The sequence below is a fragment of the Methylobacterium brachiatum genome, assembly GCF_020523825.1.
Taxonomy (GTDB): domain Bacteria; phylum Pseudomonadota; class Alphaproteobacteria; order Rhizobiales; family Beijerinckiaceae; genus Methylobacterium; species Methylobacterium brachiatum.
On record NZ_JAJALK010000005.1, the window covers coordinates 162,988 to 188,349 of the forward strand.

Annotated in this window: 26 protein-coding genes; 13 read left to right on the top strand and 13 right to left on the bottom strand. The window is 71.8% G+C overall.

Annotation, left to right across the window (positions count from 1 at the left end):
• Nucleotides 1-9: 9 nt before the first annotated feature.
• Nucleotides 10-1,011: a 4-hydroxyproline epimerase gene (locus LGR69_RS13565; protein ID WP_230366333.1), complete on the top strand. Its 1,002-nt coding sequence runs from the start codon at nucleotides 10-12 to the stop codon at nucleotides 1,009-1,011.
• Between the two features lie 30 nt (nucleotides 1,012-1,041).
• On the opposite strand, the gene LGR69_RS13570 is transcribed toward LGR69_RS13565, so the two are convergent.
• From LGR69_RS13570 to LGR69_RS13595, 6 genes are all read right to left on the bottom strand, one after another.
• Nucleotides 1,042-2,103 carry an SLAC1 anion channel family protein gene (locus tag LGR69_RS13570; RefSeq protein WP_230366334.1) on the bottom strand — a complete coding sequence of 354 codons (1,062 nt, stop codon included), beginning with the start codon at nucleotides 2,101-2,103 and terminating at the stop codon, nucleotides 1,042-1,044.
• Between the two features lie 119 nt (nucleotides 2,104-2,222).
• Complete coding sequence (locus tag LGR69_RS13575) at nucleotides 2,223-4,496, bottom strand: xanthine dehydrogenase family protein molybdopterin-binding subunit (protein WP_230366335.1); 2,274 nt, start codon at nucleotides 4,494-4,496, stop codon at nucleotides 2,223-2,225.
• A 10-nt stretch (nucleotides 4,497-4,506) separates the two neighbouring features.
• Complete coding sequence (locus LGR69_RS13580) at nucleotides 4,507-4,953, bottom strand: (2Fe-2S)-binding protein (protein WP_230366336.1); 447 nt, start codon at nucleotides 4,951-4,953, stop codon at nucleotides 4,507-4,509.
• Nucleotides 4,954-5,078: 125 nt separating this feature from the next.
• The gene (locus LGR69_RS13585; RefSeq protein ID WP_230366337.1) at nucleotides 5,079-6,035 is read right to left on the bottom strand and encodes a GlxA family transcriptional regulator; all 957 of its coding nucleotides are present in this window, start codon (nucleotides 6,033-6,035) and stop codon (nucleotides 5,079-5,081) included.
• A 243-nt stretch (nucleotides 6,036-6,278) separates the two neighbouring features.
• The gene (locus LGR69_RS13590) at nucleotides 6,279-6,551 is read right to left on the bottom strand and encodes an usg protein (RefSeq protein WP_230366338.1); all 273 of its coding nucleotides are present in this window, start codon (nucleotides 6,549-6,551) and stop codon (nucleotides 6,279-6,281) included.
• A 230-nt stretch (nucleotides 6,552-6,781) separates the two neighbouring features.
• Entirely contained in the window at nucleotides 6,782-7,825 is a 1,044-nt protein-coding gene (locus LGR69_RS13595; RefSeq protein ID WP_230366339.1) for a taurine ABC transporter substrate-binding protein, read from the bottom strand.
• 513 nt (nucleotides 7,826-8,338) lie between these two features.
• Here LGR69_RS13595 and serA point away from each other — a divergent pair.
• The 3 genes from serA (at nucleotide 8,339) to LGR69_RS13610 (ending at nucleotide 11,406) form a co-directional block, all read left to right on the top strand.
• On the top strand, nucleotides 8,339-9,562 hold the full coding sequence (gene serA / locus LGR69_RS13600) for a phosphoglycerate dehydrogenase (RefSeq protein WP_230366340.1): 1,224 nt from the start codon (nucleotides 8,339-8,341) through the stop codon (nucleotides 9,560-9,562).
• Between the two features lie 231 nt (nucleotides 9,563-9,793).
• A complete protein-coding gene (locus LGR69_RS13605) occupies nucleotides 9,794-10,849 on the top strand; it encodes a catalase family peroxidase (RefSeq protein ID WP_230366341.1) in 1,056 nt (351 codons plus the stop codon).
• Nucleotides 10,846-11,406 carry a cytochrome b gene (locus tag LGR69_RS13610; protein WP_007564542.1) on the top strand — a complete coding sequence of 187 codons (561 nt, stop codon included), beginning with the start codon at nucleotides 10,846-10,848 and terminating at the stop codon, nucleotides 11,404-11,406. The genes LGR69_RS13605 and LGR69_RS13610 overlap by 4 nt, the downstream gene beginning before the upstream one ends.
• Before the next feature lie 28 nt (nucleotides 11,407-11,434).
• On the opposite strand, the gene LGR69_RS13615 is transcribed toward LGR69_RS13610, so the two are convergent.
• Nucleotides 11,435-11,812, bottom strand: a complete 378-nt coding sequence (locus LGR69_RS13615) for a PH domain-containing protein (protein ID WP_007564540.1) — start codon at nucleotides 11,810-11,812, stop codon at nucleotides 11,435-11,437.
• A 134-nt stretch (nucleotides 11,813-11,946) separates the two neighbouring features.
• On the opposite strand from LGR69_RS13615, the gene LGR69_RS13620 reads away from it, so the two are divergent.
• Complete coding sequence (locus tag LGR69_RS13620; protein ID WP_230366342.1) at nucleotides 11,947-12,324, top strand: hypothetical protein; 378 nt, start codon at nucleotides 11,947-11,949, stop codon at nucleotides 12,322-12,324.
• An 86-nt stretch (nucleotides 12,325-12,410) separates the two neighbouring features.
• On the opposite strand, the gene LGR69_RS13625 is transcribed toward LGR69_RS13620, so the two are convergent.
• The 3 genes from LGR69_RS13625 to LGR69_RS13635 are packed head-to-tail and all read right to left on the bottom strand — an operon-like array spanning nucleotide 12,411 to nucleotide 15,045.
• Nucleotides 12,411-13,304, bottom strand: coding sequence for an NAD(+)/NADH kinase (locus LGR69_RS13625; RefSeq protein ID WP_122161518.1), 894 nt, complete (start codon nucleotides 13,302-13,304; stop codon nucleotides 12,411-12,413).
• A gap of 11 nt (nucleotides 13,305-13,315) precedes the next feature.
• Complete coding sequence (locus tag LGR69_RS13630; protein WP_230366343.1) at nucleotides 13,316-14,302, bottom strand: SPFH domain-containing protein; 987 nt, start codon at nucleotides 14,300-14,302, stop codon at nucleotides 13,316-13,318.
• 17 nt (nucleotides 14,303-14,319) lie between these two features.
• Complete coding sequence (locus LGR69_RS13635) at nucleotides 14,320-15,045, bottom strand: NUDIX hydrolase (RefSeq protein ID WP_230366344.1); 726 nt, start codon at nucleotides 15,043-15,045, stop codon at nucleotides 14,320-14,322.
• 250 nt (nucleotides 15,046-15,295) lie between these two features.
• On the opposite strand from LGR69_RS13635, the gene LGR69_RS13640 reads away from it, so the two are divergent.
• The 6 genes from LGR69_RS13640 to LGR69_RS13665 all read left to right on the top strand — a co-directional run bounded on the left by LGR69_RS13640 (nucleotide 15,296) and on the right by LGR69_RS13665 (nucleotide 20,178).
• Nucleotides 15,296-17,458: a marine proteobacterial sortase target protein gene (locus tag LGR69_RS13640; RefSeq protein ID WP_230366345.1), complete on the top strand. Its 2,163-nt coding sequence runs from the start codon at nucleotides 15,296-15,298 to the stop codon at nucleotides 17,456-17,458.
• On the top strand, nucleotides 17,455-18,033 hold the full coding sequence (locus LGR69_RS13645) for a class GN sortase (protein WP_230366346.1): 579 nt from the start codon (nucleotides 17,455-17,457) through the stop codon (nucleotides 18,031-18,033). Before LGR69_RS13640 ends, LGR69_RS13645 begins: the two co-directional genes overlap by 4 nt.
• 119 nt (nucleotides 18,034-18,152) lie before the next feature.
• Nucleotides 18,153-18,866 (top strand): helix-turn-helix domain-containing protein, encoded by a 714-nt coding sequence (locus LGR69_RS13650; protein WP_230366518.1) that lies wholly within the window; start codon nucleotides 18,153-18,155, stop codon nucleotides 18,864-18,866.
• A 94-nt stretch (nucleotides 18,867-18,960) separates the two neighbouring features.
• A complete protein-coding gene (locus LGR69_RS13655; protein WP_230366347.1) occupies nucleotides 18,961-19,257 on the top strand; it encodes a hypothetical protein in 297 nt (98 codons plus the stop codon).
• 138 nt (nucleotides 19,258-19,395) lie between these two features.
• A complete protein-coding gene (locus LGR69_RS13660) occupies nucleotides 19,396-19,785 on the top strand; it encodes a hypothetical protein (protein ID WP_091860766.1) in 390 nt (129 codons plus the stop codon).
• Nucleotides 19,786-19,992: 207 nt separating this feature from the next.
• Complete coding sequence (locus LGR69_RS13665; RefSeq protein ID WP_230366348.1) at nucleotides 19,993-20,178, top strand: hypothetical protein; 186 nt, start codon at nucleotides 19,993-19,995, stop codon at nucleotides 20,176-20,178.
• Nucleotides 20,179-20,245: 67 nt separating this feature from the next.
• On the opposite strand, the gene LGR69_RS13670 is transcribed toward LGR69_RS13665, so the two are convergent.
• The gene (locus LGR69_RS13670) at nucleotides 20,246-20,479 is read right to left on the bottom strand and encodes a hypothetical protein (protein WP_007564517.1); all 234 of its coding nucleotides are present in this window, start codon (nucleotides 20,477-20,479) and stop codon (nucleotides 20,246-20,248) included.
• A gap of 888 nt (nucleotides 20,480-21,367) precedes the next feature.
• On the opposite strand from LGR69_RS13670, the gene LGR69_RS13675 reads away from it, so the two are divergent.
• The gene (locus tag LGR69_RS13675; protein ID WP_268868566.1) at nucleotides 21,368-21,745 is read left to right on the top strand and encodes a DUF1236 domain-containing protein; all 378 of its coding nucleotides are present in this window, start codon (nucleotides 21,368-21,370) and stop codon (nucleotides 21,743-21,745) included.
• Between the two features lie 98 nt (nucleotides 21,746-21,843).
• On the opposite strand, the gene fghA is transcribed toward LGR69_RS13675, so the two are convergent.
• Both fghA and LGR69_RS13685 read right to left on the bottom strand, forming a co-directional pair.
• The gene (gene fghA / locus LGR69_RS13680) at nucleotides 21,844-22,677 is read right to left on the bottom strand and encodes an S-formylglutathione hydrolase (RefSeq protein ID WP_007564514.1); all 834 of its coding nucleotides are present in this window, start codon (nucleotides 22,675-22,677) and stop codon (nucleotides 21,844-21,846) included.
• A 174-nt stretch (nucleotides 22,678-22,851) separates the two neighbouring features.
• Entirely contained in the window at nucleotides 22,852-23,988 is a 1,137-nt protein-coding gene (locus LGR69_RS13685; RefSeq protein ID WP_230366349.1) for an S-(hydroxymethyl)glutathione dehydrogenase/class III alcohol dehydrogenase, read from the bottom strand.
• A 245-nt stretch (nucleotides 23,989-24,233) separates the two neighbouring features.
• Between LGR69_RS13685 and LGR69_RS13690 the strand changes: the two genes are divergently transcribed.
• Entirely contained in the window at nucleotides 24,234-25,346 is a 1,113-nt protein-coding gene (locus tag LGR69_RS13690) for an FAD-binding domain-containing protein (RefSeq protein WP_230366350.1), read from the top strand.
• Nucleotides 25,347-25,362 lie beyond the last annotated feature (16 nt).

The following is a 25,362-nucleotide window of genomic DNA, read 5'->3' on the forward strand; positions in this document are numbered from 1 at the left end:
GCTTCCACGATGACGAATCACACCTTCTCGTGCCTCGACGGCCATACCTGTGGCAACCCGGTCCGCCTGGTCTCGGGCGGCGGCCCGATCCTTGAGGGCCAGACCATGCTGGAGAAGCGCGCCCATTTCCTGCGCGCCTTCGACTGGATCCGCACCGGGCTGATGTTCGAGCCCCGGGGCCACGACATGATGTCGGGCGCGATCCTGTATCCGCCGACCCGGCCCGATTGCGACGTGGCGGTGCTGTTCATCGAGACCAGCGGCTGCCTGCCGATGTGCGGCCACGGCACGATCGGCACGGTCACGATGGCGATCGAGAACGGCCTGGTCAGCCCGCGGGAGCCGGGCAAGCTCGCCATCGACGCCCCCGCCGGCCGGGTGGAGGTGACCTATCGGCAGGAGGGCCGCTTCGTGGAGGAGGTGCGGCTGCGCAACGTGCCGGCCTTCCTGCACGCCGAAGGGCTGACCGCCCAGGTCGAGGGGTTCGGCGAGATCGTGGTGGACGTCGCTTACGGCGGCAACTTCTACGCGATCGTCGAGCCGCAAAAAAACTTCCGGGACATGGCCGACCATTCCGCCGGCGCGCTCATCGCCCTGTCGCCGCGCCTGCGGGCGGCGCTCAACGCCCAATACGACTTCGTCCATCCGGAGCATCCGGAGATCCGGGGCCTGTCCCACATCCTCTGGACCGGCGCACCGCGCCATCCCGAGGCCCAGGCCCGCAACGCCGTGTTCTACGGCGACAAGGCGATCGACCGCTCGCCCTGCGGCACCGGCACCTCGGCCCGGATGGCGCAGCTCGCCGCCAAAGGCCGGCTGAAGGTCGGTGACGCCTTCGTGCACGAATCGATCATCGGCTCGCTGTTCCACGGCCGGGTCGAGGCCGCGACCACGGTGGCCGGCAAGCCCGCGATCGTGCCCTCGGTGGCCGGCTGGGCGCGCCAGACCGGGATCAACACGATCTTCATCGACGACCGCGATCCGTTCGCCCATGGGTTCGTGGTGGCGTAGCGCGTCCGTCGCCCGGATGCGCGTCCGGCCTCACTGGGTCAGGGTGCGCAGCTCGCCGCGGGCGAGGCCGGCCAGGGTCCGGCCGAGCAGCCACAGGATCACCAGCGTCGCCAGCCCCAGGAGCGCCAGGGCGACGCCGTCGGCGAGCGCGCCCGGCCGCGCCGCCGCGATGCGCAGGGACGCGACCGCGGCGGCGGCGAGCGGGAAGCTCACCGCCCACCAGGCGACCCGGAACGGGCAGGCCTGGACGAGCCGGGCGAGCTTGGGCAGCAGCACCGCCAGCAGGAACAGCGTGACGGTGTAGAGCGCCTCCGCGAACAGGTCGATCGTCCCGGTGGTCGCCACGTAGGTCGAGAACCCGACCGCGAAGGGGGCGATCAGGATCAGCAGAGCCGGCTGCAGCGCCACCGGAAGCGGCGCCTCGAACAGCAGCCGCGACAGGATCAGCGTGAACAGCGGCACCGCGAAGAACAGGCCGACCGCGAGCCCGAACATCATGACCGCGTGCATCGGCGGCAGGCCAAGCCCCGGCAGGGCGAGCGGCACGTCGAGCAGGCCGACCACCGGGACGATCCAGGCCGGCGTCGCGTGCGCCGCCTGCTGGCGCTCGCTCAGCCAGCGGGTCACGATCAGCCAGGCGAACACGGTCATGCCGACGGCGCCCAGGACCCACAGGATTTGCGCGGCGAGGAGGTTCGCCCGCGCCAGCGGGATGGGCAGGAGCAGCAGGCTGATCAGCGGAGTCCCGAACAGGTTGCCGGCGATCGGATGGACGAACTCGGCGCGCACCGCCTGCGGGGCGATGGCGGCCTTCACGGCATAGCCCGCCGCGATCGCCACGAAGGCGGCCAGCGCCGCCCATCCCAGGATGTCGGCGATCCAGGCCGGCGCCGCGTAGCGGGCCTGGGCCAGGCTCCAGGCGACGCTGAGGCCGGTCAGGCCCATCACGGCGGCGAACAGGCCGACCGGCAGCACTTCGAGCTGCCGCCAGCCCGCCGGGGTGGCCGGCGGGGCCTCGGGGGCCTTGTGCGCGGTCAGGGCGGCCTCGGAGGGTTCCGCGATCCGCTCGGCCCGGTCGACCACATCCAGCATCGGCTGACTCCCTTTCCAGGCCGGCCGCCCCGTCGGGTGCCGGCCGTCACGGGGGCGCGCAAGACGGCGCGTGCCCCCTCCCCGCCCGAGCGCTCGGACGGTCCCGCAAACCGCCGCCGTCAGGCCGCGGAGAGCTTGGTGTTGGCGATCGGCAGGGCGCGGATCCGCTGGCCGGTCAGGGCCGCGATAGCGTTCAGCACGGCGGGCGGCACGCCGGGCAGGCCCGGCTCGCCGACGCCGCCCATCGGGGCGCCGCTCTCGACGATACGCACATGGACCGCCGGCATGTGCTCCCGGCGCAGGATCGGGTAGGTGTCGAAGTTCTGCGCCTGGCGCACGCCGTCGCGGTAGACGATCTGCTCGAACAGCACCGAGGAGAGGCCCAGGGCGGCGGCCGACTCGACCTGCGCCCGCACGATCGCCGGGTTGACCACGCTGCCGGGATCGAACGCGATCCACAGGGTGTGGACCCGGGCCTCACCGCCCTCGACCGAGACCTCGGCGATCGTGGCCGTCTCCGATCCGAAGGGCGAGGCCATGGCGAGGCCGCGGGCGCGCATGCCGCCCTCGGCCGCATAGGGGCCGCGCCGCCAGCCGCCGGACATCTCGGCCACCGCCGCCAGCAGCGCCAGGTGGCGCGGGCTGTCCTTGAGGAGCGCCTGGCGCAGCGCGAACGGGTCCTGGCCGCCTGCCTGCGCGATCTCGTCGAGGAAGCTCTCGTAGAACGCGTCGTTCATCGAATGGCCGACGGAACGCCAGAACGCGATCGTGACCGGGTGGGCGAGCTTGGTGAAGGTCATCCGCCGGTTCGGGATGGCGTAGGGCTTCTCGACGATCCCCTCCACGGCCGAGGAATCGACCGGGTTCTTGAACAGCGCGCCGAAATAGCGCCCGATCGGCCCCTCGCCGACGGTGCGGACCTCGATGGCGCTGGGCCGCCCCTGGGCGTCCAGGGCGGCGCGGAAGCGGCTGTAGCTGAGCGGGCGCAGGGCGTCGGAGCGGAACTCCTCCTCGCGCGACCACAGCACCTTCACCGGGCGCCGGGTCGCCTGCGCGAGGCGGATCGCCTGCGGGAACGGGTTGCCGGGCCCGTAGGCGAAGTGGCGGCCGAAGAAGCCGCCGAGCATCGGCGAGTGGATCCGCACCTGGGCGGGCTGCAGGCCGGCCACCTGCGCCGCGATCGCCTGGAACAGCTCCGGCATCTGGTTGGGCAGCCAGAGGTCGAGCGTCCCGTCCTCGGAAAAGCGCGCCAGCGCCGAGGGCGGCTCGAGCTGGGCATGGGCGAGATAGGGCGCCTCGTAGTCCGCCTCGATCACCTTGGCGGCCTTGGCGAAGGCGCCGGCCGTGTCGCCCACCGCCTCGGCGGGGAGGCCCGGATCGGTGGAGGCCTTGAGCGCCGCCACAATCCCGTCGGACGAGAAATCGGCCGCCACCGTGTCGAGGCCGCTGGGCTTGGGCGCCGACCAGCGCACGCCGAGCGCCTCGACCGCCTTGCGGGCCCGCCACCAGCTGTCGGCCGCGACCGCGACGGCGCCCGGCAGGCGGTGCACCGAATGGACGCCCGGCATCGCCCGGATCTCGGCCTCGTTGGTGAGCGCCTCCGGCTCGGTGCCGAGATGCGGCGCGTGCTGCACGGCGGCGTAGAGCATGCCGTCGAGCTTCTGGTCGATCGCGTAGACCGCCCGCCCCGTCGCCTTGTCGTGCACGTCGAGCCGCGGGACCGGCTGGCGGATGTACCGGAAGGTCGACGGATCGCGCAGCTCCACGGCCTCGTTCGGCTTCAGCAGCAGGGCGTCGGCCGCGAGATCGCCGTAGGGCAGCGACCGGTTGGTCGCCGCGTGGATCACGGTTCCGTCGCGGGTGGTCAGCTCGGATTCCCGGACCTTGAGCCGGGCGGCGGCGGCGCGGATCAGCATGTCGCGGGCGGTGGCCCCGAGCCGGCGCATGACCGCGTAGCTCGACCGGGTCGAGAAGCTGCCGCCGGTCATGCGCAGGCCGTTCACCACGGCGTAGTCGGGGCCGGGCGGCGCGCAGTCCACGACGAAGCGCGCGGGCGGCACGTCGAGCTCCTCGCCGACGATCTGCGCCATGCCGGTGGCGATGCCCTGGCCGCCCTCGACGAACGGGCTGAGCAGCTTGACCGTGCCGTCCGGGTGGATCTCCAGGAAGGCGGCGACCCGGGTGCCGGGCTTGGGCGCGATCGCGCCCGCCCCCTCCGCGGGCCCCTGCGCCTGGGCGCGGGCGCTGCGGCCCGGCAGGGCCACGCTGAGCACCAGGGCGCTGCCGGCGGCCGCCAGGAAGCCGCGCCGCGACGCCCCCGGGACCCCGTCCCGCGCGGGCGGTTCGACCACGGTCACGGCGTCCGCGCGGGCCTCTGTCAGAAACTGGTCCATGCCGATCTCCTCAGGCCGCGGCCTGCCGCACGGCGGCGGCGATGGCGTTGTAGGTCCCGCAGCGGCACAGGTTGGTCATCGCGTCGGCGATGTCGGCCTCGGTGGGGTGCGGCGTCTGCTGCAGCAGGGCGGTCGCGGCCATGACCTGGCCCGACTGGCAATAGCCGCATTGGGGCACCTGCAGCGCCACCCAGGCGGCCACGACCTTCCGGCCGACCGCGTCCTGCTCGACCGCCTCGATCGTCGCGACGGATTGCGTGCCGACGCTCTCGATCGGGATCTGGCAGGAGCGCGTCGCCTGGCTGTCGAGCAGCACCGTGCAGGCGCCGCATTGGCCGATGCCGCACCCGTACTTGGTGCCGGTCAGGCCGAGCGTATCGCGCAGGACGAACAGTAATGGCGTGTCGGGCTCGGCATCGATTGCATGCTGGCGACCGTTGATTGTCAGGCTCACCATGATTGCGTCCGTCCGAATATCAGCAAGGGCCTGCGCCCTGCTTAAGCAGGGCCGTGCCCGCCGCCTACGCCATAAAGGCCACGTTTTCGGACACGGCCGCGCGCAGCCCGCGGGCGGTGTCCGCCTCACATGACGGCGAGCGGCCCGGCGGCTTGCCGGATCGCCCGGGGGACCTCGCCGTAGACCCGGAGGAACGACCGGCGCATCCGCTCGCGGTTGGCGAAGCCGACCGCCTGGGCGATCTCCTCCAGGGGCAGCCGGCTCTCCTCCAGCATCAGCTTGGCCGCCTCGACCCGGATCGTCTCGATGGCCTTGGCCGGCGAGGTCCCGGTCTCGGCCCGGAACAGCCGAGTCAGCTGGCGCGGGCTCAGGCAGGCCACCGCCGCCAGGTCCTCGGCGGTCAGGGGCTTGCGCAGGTTGCGGCGCGCATAGGCCAGGACGGTCTGGATCCGATCGGTGGGCGGGTCGACCTCGAGCAGGGCCGAGCGTTGCGCCTGGCCGCCGGACCGGCGCCGCTCCATCACCAGCCCGCGGGCCACGGAGGTGGCGAGGTCCCGGCCGTGGTCGCGCTCGACCATGCCGACCGCGAGATCGAGCGCCGCCGACATGCCCGCGGAGGTCCAGATGTTGTCGTCGGCGATGTAGATCTTGTCGACGTCGAGCTTGCAGGCGGGATAGCGGGCGCGGAACTGGGGCGCGAAGTACCAGTGGGTCGTGGCGCGCCGCCCGTCGAGCAGGCCGGCATCGGCCAGGATGAAGGCCCCCAGGCACAGGCCGGCGAGCCGGCGGGTCGATTGCGCGGCAGCGCGGATATAGGCGGCGAGCCCCGGCGCCGTCGTCGGGATGCCGACGCCGGCCGCGACCAGGACCGTGTCGAAGGCGTCCGGCTCGGCCAGGGGCTCGGTGGCGACGTCGGCGCCGAGGCCGGCCCGGAGCCGGCCGCCCTGCTCCGACAGGAGGCGGACGTCATAGAGCCGCTCGCCGGCGTACCAATTCGCCATCTCGAACGGCGAGGTCACGGCCAGGCCCATGAAGTCGAAATCGGGGCAGAGGACGAGGCCGACGCGACGGGCCGCTGCCATGAAGAACCGCTCCGCTCCACCCCGATAAGAGCGGCTGTATTAGCATTCCTTCCGAGAGGGCGCGACGCGCAGAAGCACATCCCGTCGCGCGCCGCGCGGGTTGTGCAATGGATACCGGTCGATCACGGCGCGAACCTGGCTCGGTACTCGGGACCGAACCCGCGTGCAGACGAGCCTCCGGCGGCCCGGGCCCGTGAACCTGCGGCGCGCCGAATCTCCGCGACCGGCGCGCCGGGATTCAGCTCAGTGCAGCAGGAAGTCCCCGGAGACCGCGCGCAATTCAGCCGGCTTCACGAGCTGACAATGCATGACCGTCACGGAATGCACGGGACCGTCGAGCTGCGCCTGCCAGAACGCCAGGAACTTCTTCAGTTGGGGAAGATCGGGGAACAGATCCAGCTGCTGCCAGATGAAGGTCTGGAGCAGGTTCGGGTAATCGGGGAGATGATAAAGGATTTCCGCCGTCGTCAGGCTGTAGCCTTCGATCCAGGTGGGAAGCTTTTTCAAGGTCGCCATCACCCAACTCACGTAAGCCGGTTGACCGAAGCCGTACGCTAACCCGGGCCGTTTGCCGCCTCAAGGAAGCGGCGCCTCGATTCCGCGTTTCTGCGGATGCTCACACCGTTCCAGGCCGCCACGAGGCGCAGGCCCGCTCGGCTCGACAGCGGGCCTGACGCCACGCTGACCCGTGCACGAAACGGGCCGTGCGACCGGATCCGTGCCGGCGCGGCGGAGCGAGCGCCGGCTCACGCCGGAAAGGCGCGGTTGAGCAGATCGTAGTTCACGAAGGGCCCCAGGGCGGCCGGGATGCCGCCGCGCTTGATCTCGCCGGTCTCGATCAGGAAATCGGCGGTGTCCGACAGCGCCTTGAGGAACGGCGCGGTGTTCGCCTTGGCCGTGCGCCCCCAGTATTTCGGGCCGAGCTGCTCCTGGGCCGTCGGATAGGACAGGCCGGCCAAGGTGTCCCGCAGGGGCTCGAAAGGCGCGCCGAAATCCTCGGCCAGGGTTCGAGCCGTGCCCTCGGGATCCGCCCGGTAGCGATCGAGCTGGGCCTGCACGGTCCGCAGCCAGGCGATCACGGTCTCGGGCCAGCGCTGCGCGAAGTCCGTCCGCACCACCGCGGAGTTCCAGAACAGGAAGCCGTGCGGCCGGAGATCGCCGGAGACGAGGAGCTGTCGTCCGCCCGAACCGAGCAGGTCGCCCCAGAACGGCCCGTTGATGTAGGTGCCGTCGATGTCCCCGCGCGTCCAGGCGGCGATCGTCTCGGGCTGGCCGAGCGGCAGGCGCTTGATCGCAGCGGGGTCGAGCCGGTTGATCCGGATCACCGCGTCCAGGGCGCAGGCCATGGTGGAGGACGGCGCCACGGCGATGCGCTTGCCCTCCAGCTGCTTGATCTCCGTGATCGCGGGCCTGACCACGAGGCGTTCGCTGGTCACCACCACCTCGGGCGAGCCGAGGATCTGGATCGGCAGCCCGCGGCCGAGGCCGGCCACGATCGGCGCACTGCCGAAGATCGCGAGGTCGAGCCGGCCGGCCGCGAGCATCTGCAGCGCCAGCCCGCCCGACGGAAACGGAAACCACTCCACCTGCGTGCCCAGCGCGGCCTCGAACGCGCCGTCATGCCTGCCGATCACCCAGGCCCGGGGGGCCGTCGGATGGCCGATTCGGACCAGGGCGGGCTTTCCACCCGGCTGGGCGCCGCCGCGGCCCGGCCGAGCAAGGGTTCCGAGCGCGCCCGCGCCGAGCGCCAGCACGCCGCGGCGGGACGGGTTTGCGCGACCGCGCGTCATCGGTCGCCGTCTTGGCGGTCCAGGCGCGCCCGTCCGCCCGGCCCCTGCTCGCGGACGGCGCGGGAGGGAACCGGACTGCCGATGCCCAACCGGCCGATGTCAGCTTTCCCATACACGCGGTCGATCCCCCTGCGAGATGGAGCCGTGCGGCAGCGGACGGCTCGAAGCAGCGGCGGATACAGTGTGATCCGGCAGCCGATCAGGTCAACGGGACCGACTGTGCATGTCGAACGCGCCCGCTTAAATGCCCGCCCTTCTGCACTATAAAGTCGACGACATTACTTTATCGATGGAAAATTCAATTCGTTTCGTATTTTCAATAAATTTATTCGGGTCAAAAATTTCGATCCCTCGAGTCTTACAACAGAAAAATCCCGGTTCAGCCAATGTCGTGACGCCGCGGGCATCACGAAAGCGGACCTGCGTGTCGGCATCCGTCGCAGGCGACGGGGTATGAACCCGTTCGCGAGGAACGTGATAACCTGTGCCCTTCCATCCATCGAGGGACCGGTTTTGCCCACGGATCGTATCGTCCTGACCGAGAACATCGCGTCCACGGCCCGTCAGGTCTTCGCGCAGGCGGGGCTCGACGATGTCCAGGTGCTCTCGCATGCCATCGGCCTGCCCGACGCGTCGCGCATTGCCGAGACCAACGTGCTCGGAATCCGGTCCCGGACCAAGATCACCGCGGCGCTGCTCGACGCGCTGCCCCAGCTGACCGCCATCGGCTGCTTCAGCGTCGGCACCAATCAGGTCGACCTCGAGAGCGCCCGGGCCCGCGGGCTGCCGGTCTTCAACGCGCCGTTCTCGAACACGCGCAGCGTGGCCGAGCTCACGATCGGCGAGATCGTCATGCTGCTCCGGCGCATCCTGCCGCGCTCGGCCTCGGCCCATGCGGGCGGCTGGGACAAGTCGGCCTCGGGATCCTTCGAGGTCCGCGGCAAGACCCTCGGGATCGTCGGCTACGGCAATATCGGCTCGCAGTTGTCCAACCTCGCCGAGGCGATGGGCATGCGGGTCATCTTCCACGACCTGACCGACAAGCTGCGGCACGGGAACACCGAGCCCGTGGAGAGCCTGGAGGCCCTGCTCGCCGCCAGCGACGTCGTCAGCCTGCACGTCCCCGAGACGCCCGGGACCCACGGGCTGATGGATGCGGACCGCATCCGGTCGATGAAGCCCGGCGCCTACCTGATCAACAACAGCCGCGGGACGGTGGTGGATCTGGACGCCCTGGCGCAGGCGTTGCGGGACGGGCGTCTCGGCGGCGCGGCGATCGATGTCTTCCCGGTCGAGCCGACATCCAACGCGGAGCGATTCGTCTCGCCGCTCCAGGGCCTCCCGAACGTCATCCTGACCCCGCATATCGGCGGGTCGACCGAGGAGGCGCAGGACCGGATCGGCGCGGAGGTCGCCCGCAAGCTGGTCGACTACGCGCAGACCGGCTCCACCCTCGGCGCCGTCAACTTTCCGCAGGTGCAGCTGCCGCCGCGCCTGTCCGGGGCGCGCTTCCTCCACGTGCACCGGAACGTGCCGGGCGTGCTCGGCAAGATCAACGCGATCTTCTCGAGCCGCGCGCTCAACATCGATGCGCAGTACCTGCAGACCGACGGCGAATTCGGCTACGTCGTGGTGGACGCCTCGGTGCAGCTGCCGGAGGCGGATGCGGTCCTCCAGGCGCTTCGAGGCATCGACGGCACGGTGCGCACCCGGCACCTCGCGCCGCGGGCGGCGTGAGCCCGGGCGTGGAACAGTAGTCCCGGGCCGAAACCCGCCCGTCCGCGAGCGCAGCCCGTATCCGGCGGCGCAAGGAAGCTTGGCTTTCCTGAATTCAAAATTTCTGGCAGCTTACGAGGCCTCGAATGCGGGCGGAGCCGGGCTCCGCCGCCGTCCGGGACCGGGATCGTTCGTCGCCGCGCCGGAGCCGTCCGCGGCCGGCGCCGCGCGACGTCCAAGGGAGACCATCACATGCCGCTGCCTTCGTCGGGGCCACGCTCGACCCTGACCTCCCTCGCCGTGATCGCGGCAATCTGCGCCGGCGCGACCGGCGCGTTCGCCTACACCGCGGGCTGGCTCTCGCCCGACCGCCTGACGCCGACGAAGCTCGTCGACGCCCTCGCGCCGCCGACGGGGCCGGTTCCCGGCTATCGGCGCAACCATGCCAAGGGCATCTGCTTCACCGGCGTGTTCGAGGCCAATGGCAACGGCACCGCGCTCTCGCGGGCCCGGGCCTTCGAGACCGGGCGCCATCCGGCGCTGGGGCGGTTCAACCTCGGCACCCCCAATCCCGGCGCGGCGGATGCCACCGTCCGGGTGCGGGGCTTGGGGCTTCAGATCACCGCGGAGGACGGCGCGGTGTGGCGCACCGCCATGATCAACGCCCCGGTCTTCCCGGTCTCCAACCCGGAGGCCTTCTACGCCCTGCTGCGGGTGCCCGCGAGCAAGGAGCCGAACGCGATGGCGGGCTTCGTCGCCGCGCATCCGGAATTCGCCCCGTTCGGCGCCTGGGCCAAGAGCCCCGACTGGACCGCGAGCTACGCGCAGGAGCCCTATAACAGCCTCAACGCCTTCCTGTTCACCAACGCGTCCGGCGCCGAGCAGGCGGTGCGCTGGTCGTTCCGTCCCCAGGCGCCGGCGGAGCGGATCACCCCCGAGGACCTCGCCAAGCGCGGCGCGGCCTATCTGGAGCAGGAGATCACCGAGCGGGTCGCGGCCGCGCCGCAGCGCTGGAGCCTGATCCTCACCGTCGCCGAGCCCGGCGACCCGACCGCGGATCCGAGCCGGGCCTGGCCGGAGGGACGGCGCACCATCGAGGCCGGCACCCTGGTGGTCGAGCGCATCGAGCCCGAGGCGGACGGCCCGTGCCGCGACATCAACTTCGATCCGACGATCCTGCCGGACGGCATCCGGGTCTCCGACGACCCGTTCCCGGCGGCGCGCTCGGCGGCCTACGCGAAATCCTACGATCTACGCACCGCGGAGGCGAAGGACTATCCCAAGCGCGCATCGGAGGCGCAGCGATGACACCCGACGCGAAGCGCTTCACGGGGCTCCAGCGGCTCCTGCACTGGTCGATGGCCGTGTGCATCATCGCGATGTTCTTCATCGGGGTCGGCATGGTCTCGACGATCATGCCGAAATACGTGCCGCTGCTGGCGACCCATAAGACGCTGGGCGTGGCGATCTTCGTCCTGGCCCTCATCCGCCTGGCGGTGCGGGCGCGAAGCGGGACCCCGCCCCTGCCGGCGGACCTGCCGGCCCCGATGCGGCTCGCCGCGCACCTGTCCCATTACGGGCTCTACGGGCTCATGGTCGCGATGCCGCTGCTCGGATGGGCGATGCTGTCGGCCGGCGCCTACCCGGTCGTGCTCTACGGCGGCCTCCGTCTGCCCGCGATCGTGCCGCAGAACCCCACGCTCCATACGGTGCTCTGGAACGCGCATTCCTACCTGGCCTTCGCGTTCTTCGCCCTCGTGCTGACCCATGTCGCGGCGGCGCTGTTCCACGCGCTGGTGCGCCGGGACGGCGTGTTCGCGGCGATGGCCCCGGTCGGATCGCGGACCGGGGCGTCTGCCCGGTGAGCCGGCGCCCGGCGGTCGGGACGCGTCGCTAGCGCAGCACGCCCTCCGCCAGGGCGCGCTGGATGCCGCGCACATCGGCGCCCTTCTTCAGGGTGCGCTCGATCGGCTGGGGCGTGCCCGAGACCCAGATCTTGAGCTCGGCGTCGAGGTCGAAGGTGCCGGCCGTCTCCACCGAGAAGCGGACCACCGCCCGGTAGGGGATCGAGGTGAACTCGACCTTGCTGCCGGTGATGCCCTGCACGTCGATCAGGATGATCCGGCGTTCCGTGAACACGAACACGTCCCGGATGATCTTGAACGCTAGGCGCGCGGTCTCGCCGTCGATCAGGATGCCCGCGAGCCGCCGCTCCAGGGATGCGGCGTCGACCTCGCTGCCGTGGCCGAGCAATCCGTCCAGCAAACCCATGGCTCGCACGCTCGCTTCGCCTGTTCCGGGGCCGCCACCATGCCGTCCGGGATCCGCGCCGGCAACAGGGCGGCGGTCCGGACCGGCCCGTCGACGCGTTGGCGTTTCGCAGGGCCGGCGCTAAAGCCCCCGGCATGTTCGATGACGCAGCCGCTCGACGCTATCTCGCGGGCCTGGCCCCGGCGGCCCCGGGCTCGGTGCGCTGGCTCATCTATGACCAGGCCCGGCAATGGGTGTCGGTCATCGACACGGAGCTGGCCGCGCTGCGGCGGGACTGCGCGCATGTCCTCAGCACCCTGCCGGAGGAGGACACGGACGCGTCCCTCGCCGCGGCGATCCGTGAGTTCCTCGCCGCGGGGGCCGACCGCGCGCCGCACGTCATCGCCCTCTCCTGCGCCGTGCTGATGCAGGGCACCGGCGATCGCGAGGCGGTCTTCGCCCGGGTCCAGTCCGGCGTCATGGCGACCCTCGTCGAATCCGAGGCCGTGGTGGTCAGGCCCGTCGCCGCGTGACGGGCCGGCGGCTTGTGCCCTGACGGATCGCCCCGCGCGATCACCGGCTGCTCGATGCGGGCCCCTCCGCATTCGGGCGCGCGGCCTCAGGCGACGACGAGGTTGAGGGTCCGGGCCGCGGGGGCGATGGCGACGCGCCGCCCCCAGTCGAAGGCGAGGAAGTCCTGCTCGATCCCGTCGGCGAACACGACGCCGCCCTCGTTCATCCGCGAGGTCACGGTGAGGGACTCGGCGGCGAGCTTGCCCGCGCGCAGGCCCGTCGCGGTGGCGACGCTGGCGAACGGCTCGCGCACCCAGTAGCCGACCGCAGCCTCCTCCACGCCGACATCGAGGGCGATGTGGGTCGCCTCGGCGATCGACCGGGCCCAGCCGGTCAGGCCGGTGCCCGACGCCACGATCAGGCCGCTCGACGACTGGTCCTCGGCCCGGCCGTGATCCTCGATCCGGTAGCGGGCGGATTGGTGGCTGCGATGGCCGACGAAGATCTCGTTCAGGGCGAGCAGCCGCTCGCCGCCGTCGAGGACGGCCTGCACCATGGTGCGGCGCTCGATCGGTGCCGCGCCGGCGACGCTCGCCGGCAGCAGGGCACCCAACCGCTCCACGGCGGCGCGGGCCAGCACGCCGTCGTAGAGGTCGGGCGCCGGATTGACGCCGACCACCGGCTGCCCGTCGAGATATTTCGCGACGTTGGCCACCAAGCCATCCTGGCCGACCGCCACCACGACGTCTTCGGGGGCGAACAGGAAGCGGTCGAGGTCCGGGCGCCGCACCAGCGCCTGCCGCCACTCGGTCGGCACCGTGGCGCGGGCCTGGGCGAGGACCGCGTGGAAGCGCGCGTGGCGGTCCTCGATCGCCGCGATCGACTGCCCGCGACTCTCCAGGAAGAACCGCACCTGGCCCCGCGTCGCGTGCCGGGCGAGCAGCAGCTCGTAGTCGGTGTCCCGGGTCACGAAGACCACCCGGGGCGTGACGGAGGGCATGGCGCGTCTCCTCAGCGCGGCGCGACCGGCAGGGGCATGGCCCGGCGGAACTCGCCCAGGGCCGATGCCAGGAGATCGGGCGTGACGTTGAGGTGCTCGATCGTGTCGAGCTTGCCGGCCAGCTCCCGGGCGGCCAGCCCGAGCAGCACGGTCGGCGGCATGTCCCGGTAGATCGCCGCCCGGCGCTGCTCGGCCTCGATCGTGGCGCCCTCGACCAGCCGGATCCGCTCGGCCTCGGCGGCCGCCTCCAGCCCCTGGGCCTCGGCCAGGCCGGCGGCGCGGTCGCGGGCGTTCTGCGCCTCCTGGGCGATCAGCAGCGTCTCGCGCCGGGCGAGTTCGGTCTTGGTCGCGAGCTCGTTCTCCGCGATGGCCCGCTCCTTCTCAACCGCGAGGGCGCGGCGGGCGAAGGTCGCCTCGTCGGCCTTCTGCTGCAGGGCCTCGAAGGTCGGGGTCTGCAGGGCGCGTTCCAGCTCGCTCGTCGGCGCGAGGTTCGTGAGCCGCACGGAGACCACCGCGACCCCGATCTCGGCGAGGGCCGGGGCTTCGGCCAGGACCGCCTCCAGGGTGAGGCGCAGCGGCTCGGGGCCGGCATCGAGCAGGGCGCCGATCGGCTTCGCGCCGAGGTGCTGCAGCACCGCCTGGCCGGCGATGCCGTTGAGGCGCGCCTCGATCCGCTCGATCGGCTCGCCCTGCAGGCGCCCGGTGGCGAGGTTGATCGAGAAGTCGACGCGGGTCGCGAGCAGTTCGGGATCGACCACGTGCCAGCCGATCGTCCCCTGGACCGCCACAGTCTGGAAGTCCCGGCTGCGGCCGCGCACGAACAGCGTCGTCTCGCGGTCGTCCACCGGCACCTCGCTGATGCTCGCGGTCTCCGGCCAGAACCAGAAGACCAGCCCGCGCCCGCTCTCCCGGACGCGGCCGCCGCGGTAGCGGATGATGTGGCTGCTCGCCTCGCTCCTCAGCTGGGCGATCAGGCCGATATTGCGGATCGTTGCCATGACATCCTCCTGGCGGGTCAACGGGACGGTCGGAACCGGTAGAGCTCGGCCGGGCGGAACGCCGTGCCGGCCTCGCGCGCGCCGGTCGGCTCCAGCCAGCCGCGGTCGAGCATGCGGCGGCGGAAGGCGGGCTTGTTGAGCGGGGTGCCCAGGATCGCGGCGTGCACGTCCTGGAGCTGCCGGAGGGTGAAGTGCTCCGGCAGGAGCGCGAAGGCGACGTCCGAATAGTCGAGCTTGCCGCGCAGCCGCAGCACGGCGAGCGCCAGGATGTCGGCGTGGTCGAAGGCGAGCGCGCGCGGCTCCCCGCGCTCCGACAGGGCCGAGACCGGGCCGCCGGCCTCACCCGCCCAGGGCACTGCGAGGGTCGCGGCCGCCAGACCCTTGCCGCTGTCGAGCGCCGCGGCGAAGGCCGGCTCCGGCAGCAGCGCCAGATAGGCCACGGAGACGATGCGCATGCGCGGATCGCGGTCGAGGGCGCCGAAGGTGTAGAGCTGCTCGAGCCGCGCCCAGGCGATCCCGGCCTTCTCGCGCAACACGCGCTCGGCCGCCGCGTCCAGGGTCTCGGCGATGCCCACGAAGCCGCCCGGCAGCGCCCAGCGCCCGGCATGGGGATGCTGCCTGCGCTCGGCCAGGAGCGCGGTCAGGCGGCCCGCGCGCAGGCCCAGCAGGACCAGATCGACGGCGAGCGCCGGCCGCTCGAAGGCGGCGGGGTCGTATCCGGCGAGGAATTCGGACTCGGTCATGGCGTCGACTATGCTCAACTTGAGCATAACTAAGACGCAGATTGCGTATAAGTCAAGCGCCCGCCGGTACCGTCGCGCAGCGCCGATGGGCGGACATGTCCGGACACGGTCCGCACCGATCCGCCGGGGCGCGACCAGCCTGTGCGGTTGCGCGCCGAAAAATGGCGAAGCTTCTCGTGGCCGCCGAATCCGGCGCGGGAGAACCTGATGTCCGAGCCGGCCCCGACCCGCCGGCACCGGAGGTTCCACGATGCCGATGCCCGTCTCCCGCTCTTCATCGCTGATCAAGCAGCCCCACACCGCCGCGCTGTCGCCGCTCTTCCTCGCCGCCCTGGCGCTCCTGATCATGCTGGGCTCGGCCCGCGCCCTCCCGGCGCCGACGGGCAGCGACCTGCTGCTGCACGGCCCGGCCGGCGCGGCGCCGGTGCCGGCCCTGCGGCTGGCCACCGACATCGCCGTCGACGTCAGCGGCCCGACCGCCCGGGCCGTCGTGACCCAGGCCTTCCGCAACACCACCCCGGACTGGATGGAGGGCACCTACGTCTATCCGCTGCCGGAGGACGCGGCAGTGGACGCGATGACGCTTGTCGTGGGCGAGCGCGTGATCGTCGCCGACATCCGCGAGCGCGCCGCCGCCAAGCGCGCCTACACGGCCGCCAAGGCCGCCGGGCAATCCGCGGCGCTCACCGAGCAGGAGCGGCCCAACGTCTTCACCAACACGGTCGCCAACATCGCGCCCGGCGAGACGGTGCTGGTCCAGATCGCCTATCAGCAGACGATCCCGGTCGCCGACGCGACGCGCGCGCTGCGCCTGCCCCTGGTGGTCGCGCCCCGGTACAACCCGGGATCGCAGGCCGTTGAGAGCGTCGCCACCGCCCCCGCCGCCGACCCGGTGCCCGACCGCGCCCGGATCAGCCCGCCGGTGCTCGATCCGTCCCAGGCCCTGCCGGTGAATCCCGTCACCGTGACCGTGCGCCTTGAGGCCGGCTTCGCGCTCGGCGCGGTCCGCAGCGCCACCCACGCGATCCACGTCGCCGAGACCGGGCCGCAGGGCCGCCGCATCACCCTCGCCGAGGGCGTTGTCCCGGCCGACCGCGATTTTGAGCTGACCTGGGAGCCCGCGCCGAGCCGGGCCCCCGAACTGGGGCTGTTCCGGGAAGAGGTCGCCGGCCGGACCTACCTGCTCGCCACCGTGAACCCGCCGGAGGCCGAGGCGGCGCCGCGCCCGGCGCGGGACGTCACCTTCGTGATCGACAATTCCGGCTCGATGGCCGGCGCCTCGATGCGGCAGGCCAAGGCCGGGCTGCTCGCGGGCCTCGCCCGCCTGACGCCGCGGGACCGCGTCAACGTCATCCGGTTCGACCACACCTGGGACGCGCTGTTCCCCGAGGCCGTCCCGGCGACCCCGGAGGCCCTGCGCAAGGCGGAAATCTTCGTCGCGGACCTGGAGGCCCGGGGCGGCACCGAGATGCTGGCGCCCCTCAAGGCGGCCCTGGCCGACCCGCATCCCGAGGAGACCGCGCGGGTGCGCCAGGTCGTGTTCCTCACCGACGGCGCGGTCGGCGATGAGGAGCGGATCTTCGCGGCGATCCACGAGGGGCTCGGGCGCTCGCGCCTGTTCATGGTCGGCATCGGCTCGGCGCCCAACGGCCACCTGATGCGCCACGCCGCCGAGATCGGCCGCGGCAGCTTCACGGAGATCCGCGACCTCGGCCAGGTCGGCGAGCGCACCCGCAGCCTCTACGCGAAGCTCGAATCGCCCGCCGTCACCGACCTCACCGCGACCGTCTCGGCCCCGGATGCCGAGGTCACGCCGCGCAGGCTGCCGGACCTGTATCGCGGCGAGCCGCTGGTCTTCGCCGCCCGGCTCGCGCATCCGGAGGGCACCGTGACCGTCTCCGGCCGGGTGGGCGGCAAGCCCTGGCGCCGCACGCTGCCGCTCGGCGAGGCGGTCGCGGGGGCCGGCATCTCGAAGGTGTGGGCGCGCTCCCGGATCGGCGAGACCGAGACGGCGCGCATCACCGGGCACCTGACCGCCGAGGCGGCCGACGCCACGATCCTGGGCCTCGCCCTGGAGCACGGGCTGATGACGCGCCTGACCAGCCTGGTCGCCGTCGACGCCACGCCGCGCCGCCCCGCCGGCACGCCGCTCGTGGCCGCCGACCTGCCCCTGAACCTGCCGGCGGGCTGGGACTTCGCGACGGTGTTCGGCGAGGGCCCGCACGGCGGGACCGCGGAACCGCGCCAGCGGCGGGCCGAGGCCTCCGCGCCGGGCCCGGTCGCCGAAGCCGGGATCGCCCTGCCGCAGACCGGGGCGGGGTTCCTGCCGCAGCTCGCCCTGGGCCTGCTCCTCGCCCTGCTGGGCCTCGGGCTGCAGCGGCTCGGCGGTCGCCTGCCCCGGAGGGCGCCGTGAGCCGCCGGCGCAGACTCGGCACGGGGCGGGCGCTCTGCGCCCTCCTCACCCTGGCCGGGCTCGGGCTGGCGGCGCAGGCCGCCTGGATCCCCGCCAAGGCCGCCCTGGCGCAGGTCCTGCTCGCGCGGTCCTTCGCCCGCACCCTGGCCGAGGGGCGCCCGGTCCGGCCCTGGCCCTGGGCCGATACCGAGCCGGTCGCCCGGCTCGCCATCGCGGGACGCAGCTTCGTGGCCTTGCGCGGCGGGAGCGGCCAGGCCCTGGCCTTCGGCCCCGGCCATCTCGACGGCACGCCGGAAGCCGGCGATCCCGGCACCGCGGTGTTCGCCGCCCACCGCGACACCCAATTCGCGGTGCTGGGCGGGGTCGAGCCCGGTGATCCGGTGGCCGTGACCCGGCGCGACGGCCGGACCGCGCGCTTCCGCGTCACCGGCAAACGGGTCGCGCGCTGGGACGCCTCGGGGATCGACCCGCGGGCTTCCGGGCAACACCTCGCCCTCGTCACCTGCTGGCCCCTCGACGGGCTTCGCCCCGGGCCGCTGCGGTTGATCGTCGAGGCCGAGGCCGAGACGCCCTGACGGCGCGGCAGTTGCGCAGCTGTGCGGTTTCGTGCGGATCTGTGCGGGACGAAGCCGCACGGGCCACACCGGTGACCGAGATCGAACTGACCGAGGCGCAGAGCAGCGCCATCGCCCAGATGGTGCGCGAGGCCATGGCCCGCCGCCGGATCTCCCGGCAGACCCTGGCCGTGCAGGCGCAGATCAGCCTGTCCACCCTGGAGAAGGCCCTGGCCGGGCGCCGCCCCTTCACGTTGGCGACCACGATCCGGCTCGAGGAGGCGTTGGGACAATCCCTCCGCCGGGACCCGGGCCGGACGGCGCCCGCGCCCGAGCCGCCGCCGCACGCCCCGGACGAGCTCGGCTCCTACTCGCGGGAGGGCGTGGCCTGGATCGAGGGACGCTACCTCACCCTGCGCCCCTCCTTCGGGACCGCCGGCGCGATCTTCGCCTACCGCACCGAGATCGCCTGGGATGCCGGCCTGTCGCGCCTGGTGTTCCGCGAGGCCGAGCGCATGGACGCGCCCTTCGCCCAGTCCGGCAGCGTCGCCGTCCCGAGCCAGTCGGGCATGATCTACCTGGTGACCAACTGGCACGGGCAGCATCGCCTGGCCGTGCTGTGCCGCCCGAACATCCAGGGCGAGATGTACGGCATCCTGACCACGTTGCATGCCGGCCGCGGCACGCAGCTCACCCCGGCCGCGGCACCCCTGGCGCTGATCCCGGAGCGGGCGGCGGCGGACCTGGCCTACGGCCGCATCGCCCCGCAGGAGCCGGGTCACGCCCGGTACCGGGCCTATCTCGACCGGGTGCGCGAGGACGGCTACGCGGTGTTCTTCACGGACGTCTCCTGATCCGCAGATGAGTTGCCCGGGCCTGTGACACCGGCCCCGGGACACATGCCGCGCGATCGCCTGTTTCCTCTTCGGACACAGACGAAAGACCCCCATGATCAAGTATATCCTCGCCGCGGCATCGGCCGCGGCGCTGACGACGCCTGCCCTGTCGCAGGTGATCGAGAACCCCACGAGCACCACCGTGATCGTCCCGCCCGGCGCGCCCGGCGTCGTCACGCGCCAGCCGGGCTCGACCGGAGAGGACGAGGCCGCAAGCTACTCGCCGACCGGCCGTGCCGCCGACGGCATCGCGGCCGACTCGGCGGCGGCGGGTAACGCCAACCAGCCCGCGCGCGTCGGCACGACCGGGAGCGGCGGCGGCGGCAGCGGGAATGGCGGCGGCGGCTGAACCGGCCCCGCTCGAACCGACCCCGTCACGGCGAGCGCCGGACGGGGTTTTTTTTAATCCGCCAGGACCAGCCAGACGTCCCGGATCACCGGGTTTGAAACCGTCGCCCCCTCCCCCCGAGCGGTGCCGCATCGAAGGATGCCGGATGCCGCTGCCCTGAAAGGCGCCCCCGTGCTGCTTCGCTCCGAGACCCCGCCGCCGCCCGGCAACCTGCATGTCGCGGAGCCGCCCGCTTCCGACCGGCCGACCACGGCCATGCTCAAGGCCGACATCGACAGCGGCGCCACCGGCGACAAGGTCGCGGCCTACGATCCAGGCCTGTCGCAGCTCGGGACGGATGACGAGGCGGCCGGCAACCCGCCCTCGCCCGAGCGGATCGCCCTGGCCCGCAAGACTCAGGCGGCCTCCGCCAGGGTTCGGAATGCGGCGCGGCCGCGCGGGCTGGATGCCTGGATCGTGCTGGGGTTCGGCGGGTTCATCGGCGGCATCGGGGTCGTGCTGAGCACCGCCATCTGGCTCGGACGGTGAGCGCGCAGCGCACCCGGTGCGTGTGGATCGTTCAGGGGCGGATGCTCTGAAAACCCCGGAGCACTCACGATTCTTGTGGCGAATACGGCGGAACACAACCAGAACGATAAATATCGTCTGAACCATCGACGTTACGGAGGTTTAACCCAAATCAAAGTCGGTCCGCGGGCCGCCCAATTCCCAGAACGTTCGGGCCCACATCCGACCATGCGCACACTCGATCTTCACGCCCCCACCTTCGGGTCCTCTCACGATCCGATCCTGCACGGCGTCGCCACCGGGCTCGCCGATCTGTTCCCCCCGGTCGACCATCCGGCGGGCCTGGCGGACGAGCCCGCTACGCCGTCCGACTTCGCACTGGCGCCGGACACGCCGCCGGATGCCGAGCTCTGATGGTACGGCGATGCGCCCGGCTGACCGGCAACCCGGAGGCCGGGCGCATCGGCGCACCGATGCGGATTCATCCGGCTTCGGCGGGCTGCTCGATATTCGAGGCGACCGTGAAGCCCTCCCGATCGAACACGTTGTAGATGATTGCAGCGGGCTCCAGGCCGAGGCCGGCGATATGCGCGACCGCCGCCTCCTTGGCGTCGGCGACCGTGTCGAACGGCTCGGGCAATTGGTACATCTCCGGCAGCTCCTCCTCACCCGCGCTCTTCACGGGCGGCGTGGTGATTTCGACCGTATAGGGCATGTCGGTGCCTTCCTGACGTCCAGTGGAACCTGCCGCGGATCGTGGGCTGGACCACGATCGCAGACCAACCCGAAGTTGCCGGAGCCATTCGCTCCGGCCGGCCGCCGTCCTGGCCTGCGATCGATCCTGCCAAGACTCGCGTCGATGCGATTGGTAACGCACGGATACGGAAAACCGTTGCTCAATACGGCCCCGCACCGGCAAACGTCTTAACCCTGCCGCGGAAACACGATGGTGCCGGGCGCTCCGTCCCTGGCCGCCGCCGGGCATGAGACTCAACCCAGGCGGGTGCCGCGACGACCGATCCCACAGAGCTTTCGCCGGCAGGATGTGCTCTCGCGCACCTCGCGGGAAGCGGCCCGGGCGTATCCAGGGCTGAGGCCGTCTCCGCCCCCTCGGACGGCCCGATCAAGCGGCGCAGTGACCTCCCCGGTTGCTGCGCCGTTGTCGTTCCGGGTCCATCGAGCCTTGAGGGTCTCGCGCCGGCCGGCGCGTCGACCGAGCCTCGGCATCGGACCGGGCCGAAGGCGCCTCGGGGCGTGCACGGGTTCGGCGTGCAAGGGTTCGCTAACCGAAGCCCCCCACCTTCGGGCTCATGTCCAAGCGAACGATCCGAACTGCGAGAGGCGTGCTCTGGGTCGCGGCCCTCGCGCTCTGCTGTGTCTCGGCCGTGATGCTGGCGAAGGCCAACCGTCCCGTGGACCGGGCCGCCGCATCTCCGGCCGCCTCCGATCCCGCGACGACCGGGTCGATCGATCAGGCTCCGATCCGATGGTGCGGGGCCGCCCCGTGGTGCCGCTGATCCGCGATCCCTTTCACGCCGCAATCCCTTTCACGCCGCCCGACGAGGACACCGTGCGAACCTGGATCTCTCTACCGATCGTGCTGATGCTCGGCGTCGCGACGCAGGCGCATGCCCAAGGCCTGGAGCGCGGCGCGCGGGATGGCCGGGAGCGCGGCGAAGCGATCGCGGGTCCCCTGGGCGCTGCCGTCGGCGGCGCGATCGGTGCCGCGGTCGGCACGGCCAACAACATCCTGGGCATCGACCGGCGCGACCGCTTCCGCATCTACGTGCTCGGCGAGCGCCGCCCGTCCTTCGCCTATGCGGGGCCGGTGCGGGTCGGAACCGTGCTGCCGGAGGACGGCGTGGTCTATTACGACGTACCGCCCGAATTCGCGCTTCCGAACTACAATTACACGATCGTCAACGACCATCCCGTGCTGGTCGAGCCGCGGACGCGCCGGATCGTCGAGGTCATCGAGTAGGGCCTGGACGCATCGCGGCGGGCCCTCCGGCCTGCCGCCGCCGAGATGCGCTCGGCGGCGGGCGCGCCCCGCACATGACGGGGCGCGCGGACGGCCGGTTACTTCAGGCGCGCGGCAGCCCAGGCGATGTGGTCGGCCATGAAGGTCGAGATGAAGAAGTACGAGTGGTCGTAGCCCTCGCGCATGTTGAGGGTCAGCGCGATGCCGGCCTTCTTGCAGGCCTCCTCCAGCAGCCAGGGGCGCAGGCCGTCCTGCAGGAAGCTGTCGGCGGTGCCCTGATCCACAAGGAATTCGGGGAAGCGCTTGCCGTCCTCGATCAGCGCGGTGGCGTCGTGGGCGCGCCAGGCGGCCGGGTCGGAGCCGAGATACTTCTCGAAAGCCGGCTTCGACCAGCCGGCCGTGGAGGGCTGGGCGATCGGCGCGAAGGCGGAGCAGGACTTGAACCGCTCCGGGTAGGTCAGCGCGATGGTCAGAGCGCCGTGGCCGCCCATGGAATGGCCGAAGATGCCCTGGCGGGTCATGTCGGCGGGGAATTCCTTCGCGATGAGCGCCGGCAGCTCCTCCGTGATGTAGCTCCACATCCGGTAGTTCTTGTCATAGGGCGCCTGCGTGGCGTCGAGGTAGAAGCCGGCGCCGGAGCCGAACTGCCAATTGCCTTCCTCGTCCGGGATGCCGGGACCGCGCGGGCTGGTATCGGGGGCCACGATGATCACGCCGTGCGCGGCGGCGGCGGCACGGTACTCGCCCTTGTCCATGACGTTGGCATGCGTGCAGGTGAGGCCGGACAGGTACCACAGCACCGGGACCGGGCCCTTCTCGGCCTGGGGCGGCACGAACACCGCGAAGGTCATCGGGCATCCCGTGGTCTGCGCATCGTGCTTGTAGACGCCCTGCGTGCCGCCATGGGCGCGGGCCTTCGAGACGGTTTCCATCGGCTGTGATCTCCTGCGAGTGGGCTGAGACGATCGTCTTCAGGAATGCGCGGCTCTCCTCCCTCTTGCGGGGAGGAGTTGAGGCTGGGGGTGGCTCAGCCGGCCTCGGCCGGGAGAGGGTCATACGACCACCCCGCCCCTGCCCCCTCCCCGCACGGGGAGGGGTGGTGATGGTCAGTAGACGACCACGGACCGGATCGACTTGCCCTCGTGCATGAGGTCGAAGCCGTGATTGATCTCGTCGAGCGGCATGGTGTGGGTGATCAGATCGTCGATGTTGATCTTGCCCTCCATGTACCAGTCGACGATCTTCGGCACGTCCGTGCGGCCGCGGGCGCCGCCGAAGGCCGAGCCCTTCCAGACGCGGCCGGTGACCAGCTGGAACGGACGGGTCGAGATCTCGCGGCCGGCCTCGGCCACGCCGATGACGATCGACTCGCCCCAGCCGCGATGGCAGCACTCGAGGGCCTGGCGCATCACGTGGACGTTGCCGGTGCAGTCGAAGGAGAAGTCGGCGCCGCCGCCCGTGAGATCGACGATGGCCTGGACCACCTTGTCGGTGCCGATCTCGCTCGGGTTGATGAAGTCGGTCATGCCGAATTTGCGGGCCATGGCCTGCTTTTCCGGGTTGATGTCGACACCGATGATCTTGTCGGCCCCGACCATCCGGGCGGCCTGGAGCACGTTGAGGCCGATGCCGCCGAGACCGAACACCACCACGTTGGCGCCGGGCCAGACCTTGGCGGTGTAGATCACCGCGCCGATGCCGGTGGTCACGCCGCAGCCGATGTAGCAGATCTTGTCGAAGGGGGCGTCTTCACGGATCTTGGCGAGCGCGATGGCGGGCAGGACCGTGAAGTTCGAGAAGGTCGAGCAGCCCATGTAGTGGAACACGGTGTTCGCGCCGGAAGGGCTGCCGCCGGTGGAGACGCAGGAGAAGCGGCTCGTGCCGTCCGGCATCACGCCCTGGCCCTGGGTCGCGCGGATCGCGGTGCACAGGTTGGTCCGCTGGGACAGGCAGGACTTACAGTTGCGGCATTCCGGCGTGTAGAGCGGGATGACGTGGTCGCCGGGCTTCAGCGTGGTGACGCCGGCGCCGACCTCGCGGACGATGCCCGCGCCCTCATGGCCGAGGATCGCCGGGAACTTGCCCTCGGAATCGAGGCCCGAGAGGGTGTAGGCATCGGTGTGGCAGATGCCGGTGGCCATCAGCTCGACGAGAACCTCGCCGGCCTTGGGCCCTTCGATGTCGATGGTCTCGATCGTGAGAGGCTTCTTGGCCTCCCACGCGACCGCAGCGCGCGTCTTCATCACCTGTTCCTGTTGTCTGGACGATCACGGACGGCGCCGAACTGCCGACTCTTCGGCGCGCCTCGCCCGAGGGCGGCACACCGAACGGTCCGAAAATCTGGCGTGTGTTTGATGCTTCTCGCGCCGGGATGCAATCTTTGCGGCCGCGTTGAGACCGCGTGCCCCGCCGGACGGTCCGGGGAATGGGTCGCATCCGCCCGGCGCGGGCTGCGCGCTAACTCCCGGGCATGGATCGCACCTTTCCCATGACCCGCGCCGCCGGGCTCGACCGGCTCGCCGCCTTCCTGGCGGGCGCCGGGGCCGATTACGCCGCCGCCCGCAACACCGATCGCGGGCCCGGCCTCGAGCCGACCACGTCGGCACTCTCGCCCTATCTGCGCCGGCGCCTGATCACGGAGGCCGAGGTCGCGGCAGCGGCCGAGCGCGCCTTCGGCGACGGCGGCGCCGAGAAGTTCGTCTCCGAGGTGTTCTGGCGGACCTACTTCAAGGGCCACCTGGAGACCCACCCGTCCGCCTGGACGGAGTCCCTCGCCCTGGCCGCGTCCGACCGGGAACGCCTCGCCGCCGAGCCCGGCCTGCGCCGGACCTACGAGTCCGCCGTCGAGGGCCGGACCGGCATCGACGGCTTCGACGATTGGGCGCGCGAGCTCGTCGAGACCGGCTGGCTGCACAACCACGCCCGGATGTGGTTCGCCTCGATCTGGATCTTCACCCTGCGCCTGCCCTGGGCGCTCGGCGCCGAATTCTCCCTGCGCCACCTCGTCGACGGCGACCCGGCGAGCAACACCCTGTCCTGGCGCTGGGTGGCGGGCCTCCACACGCGGGGCAAGCACTACGTCGCCCGCGCCGAGAACATCCGGCGGTATACGGAGGGGCGCTTCGATCCTGCCGGCCTCGACGAATACCCGGACGCCCTCGACGAGGCGATGCCGCCCCGCGAGGTCGCGCTGCCGCGCTCCGATGCCGTGCCGGCCGGCGACGTCGCGCTGCTGCTGCATCTCGACGACCTGAGCCCGGAGAGCCTGCCGCTAGGCGCCGCCCGTGTCGTCCGCGTCGGCGGCCTGCTGGCCCACGCCCCCGGCGCGTCCGATCGGGTGCGCACGGCCGACGCGGCGGCGATGGCCGATGGCCTCGAACGTGCGGCGGCCCGGTTCGGGTGCGCGGCGCGATTGGTCGAAGGGGATTGGTCCGGGGACCTGCCTGTCGTCACGGCCTGGGCTCCGGTGGGTCCGTCGGCCGATGCGCTGCCGGACGCGTGCATCCGGATTCGCCGGGGATGGGACGAGGCCGCCTGGCCGAGATCCAACCGCGGCTATTCCCGCCTGCGCTCGGCCATCCCGGCGGTGCTGACGGCCTGACGCTCCATACCGGCCC

Coding starts and splice junctions, on each gene's coding strand:
- LGR69_RS13565 (WP_230366333.1), top strand. CDS start 10: ATGACGAATCACACCTTCTCGTGCCTCGACGGCCATACCTGTGGCAAC.
- LGR69_RS13570 (WP_230366334.1), bottom strand. CDS start 2,103: ATGCTGGATGTGGTCGACCGGGCCGAGCGGATCGCGGAACCCTCCGAG.
- LGR69_RS13575 (WP_230366335.1), bottom strand. CDS start 4,496: ATGGACCAGTTTCTGACAGAGGCCCGCGCGGACGCCGTGACCGTGGTC.
- LGR69_RS13580 (WP_230366336.1), bottom strand. CDS start 4,953: ATGGTGAGCCTGACAATCAACGGTCGCCAGCATGCAATCGATGCCGAG.
- LGR69_RS13585 (WP_230366337.1), bottom strand. CDS start 6,035: ATGGCAGCGGCCCGTCGCGTCGGCCTCGTCCTCTGCCCCGATTTCGAC.
- LGR69_RS13590 (WP_230366338.1), bottom strand. CDS start 6,551: ATGGCGACCTTGAAAAAGCTTCCCACCTGGATCGAAGGCTACAGCCTG.
- LGR69_RS13595 (WP_230366339.1), bottom strand. CDS start 7,825: ATGACGCGCGGTCGCGCAAACCCGTCCCGCCGCGGCGTGCTGGCGCTC.
- LGR69_RS13605 (WP_230366341.1), top strand. CDS start 9,794: ATGCCGCTGCCTTCGTCGGGGCCACGCTCGACCCTGACCTCCCTCGCC.
- LGR69_RS13610 (WP_007564542.1), top strand. CDS start 10,846: ATGACACCCGACGCGAAGCGCTTCACGGGGCTCCAGCGGCTCCTGCAC.
- LGR69_RS13615 (WP_007564540.1), bottom strand. CDS start 11,812: ATGGGTTTGCTGGACGGATTGCTCGGCCACGGCAGCGAGGTCGACGCC.
- LGR69_RS13620 (WP_230366342.1), top strand. CDS start 11,947: ATGTTCGATGACGCAGCCGCTCGACGCTATCTCGCGGGCCTGGCCCCG.
- LGR69_RS13625 (WP_122161518.1), bottom strand. CDS start 13,304: ATGCCCTCCGTCACGCCCCGGGTGGTCTTCGTGACCCGGGACACCGAC.
- LGR69_RS13630 (WP_230366343.1), bottom strand. CDS start 14,302: ATGGCAACGATCCGCAATATCGGCCTGATCGCCCAGCTGAGGAGCGAG.
- LGR69_RS13635 (WP_230366344.1), bottom strand. CDS start 15,045: ATGACCGAGTCCGAATTCCTCGCCGGATACGACCCCGCCGCCTTCGAG.
- LGR69_RS13640 (WP_230366345.1), top strand. CDS start 15,296: ATGCCGATGCCCGTCTCCCGCTCTTCATCGCTGATCAAGCAGCCCCAC.
- LGR69_RS13650 (WP_230366518.1), top strand. CDS start 18,153: ATGGTGCGCGAGGCCATGGCCCGCCGCCGGATCTCCCGGCAGACCCTG.
- LGR69_RS13655 (WP_230366347.1), top strand. CDS start 18,961: ATGATCAAGTATATCCTCGCCGCGGCATCGGCCGCGGCGCTGACGACG.
- LGR69_RS13660 (WP_091860766.1), top strand. CDS start 19,396: ATGCCGGATGCCGCTGCCCTGAAAGGCGCCCCCGTGCTGCTTCGCTCC.
- LGR69_RS13665 (WP_230366348.1), top strand. CDS start 19,993: ATGCGCACACTCGATCTTCACGCCCCCACCTTCGGGTCCTCTCACGAT.
- LGR69_RS13670 (WP_007564517.1), bottom strand. CDS start 20,479: ATGCCCTATACGGTCGAAATCACCACGCCGCCCGTGAAGAGCGCGGGT.
- LGR69_RS13675 (WP_268868566.1), top strand. CDS start 21,368: ATGCTCGGCGTCGCGACGCAGGCGCATGCCCAAGGCCTGGAGCGCGGC.
- fghA (WP_007564514.1), bottom strand. CDS start 22,677: ATGGAAACCGTCTCGAAGGCCCGCGCCCATGGCGGCACGCAGGGCGTC.
- LGR69_RS13685 (WP_230366349.1), bottom strand. CDS start 23,988: ATGAAGACGCGCGCTGCGGTCGCGTGGGAGGCCAAGAAGCCTCTCACG.
- LGR69_RS13690 (WP_230366350.1), top strand. CDS start 24,234: ATGACCCGCGCCGCCGGGCTCGACCGGCTCGCCGCCTTCCTGGCGGGC.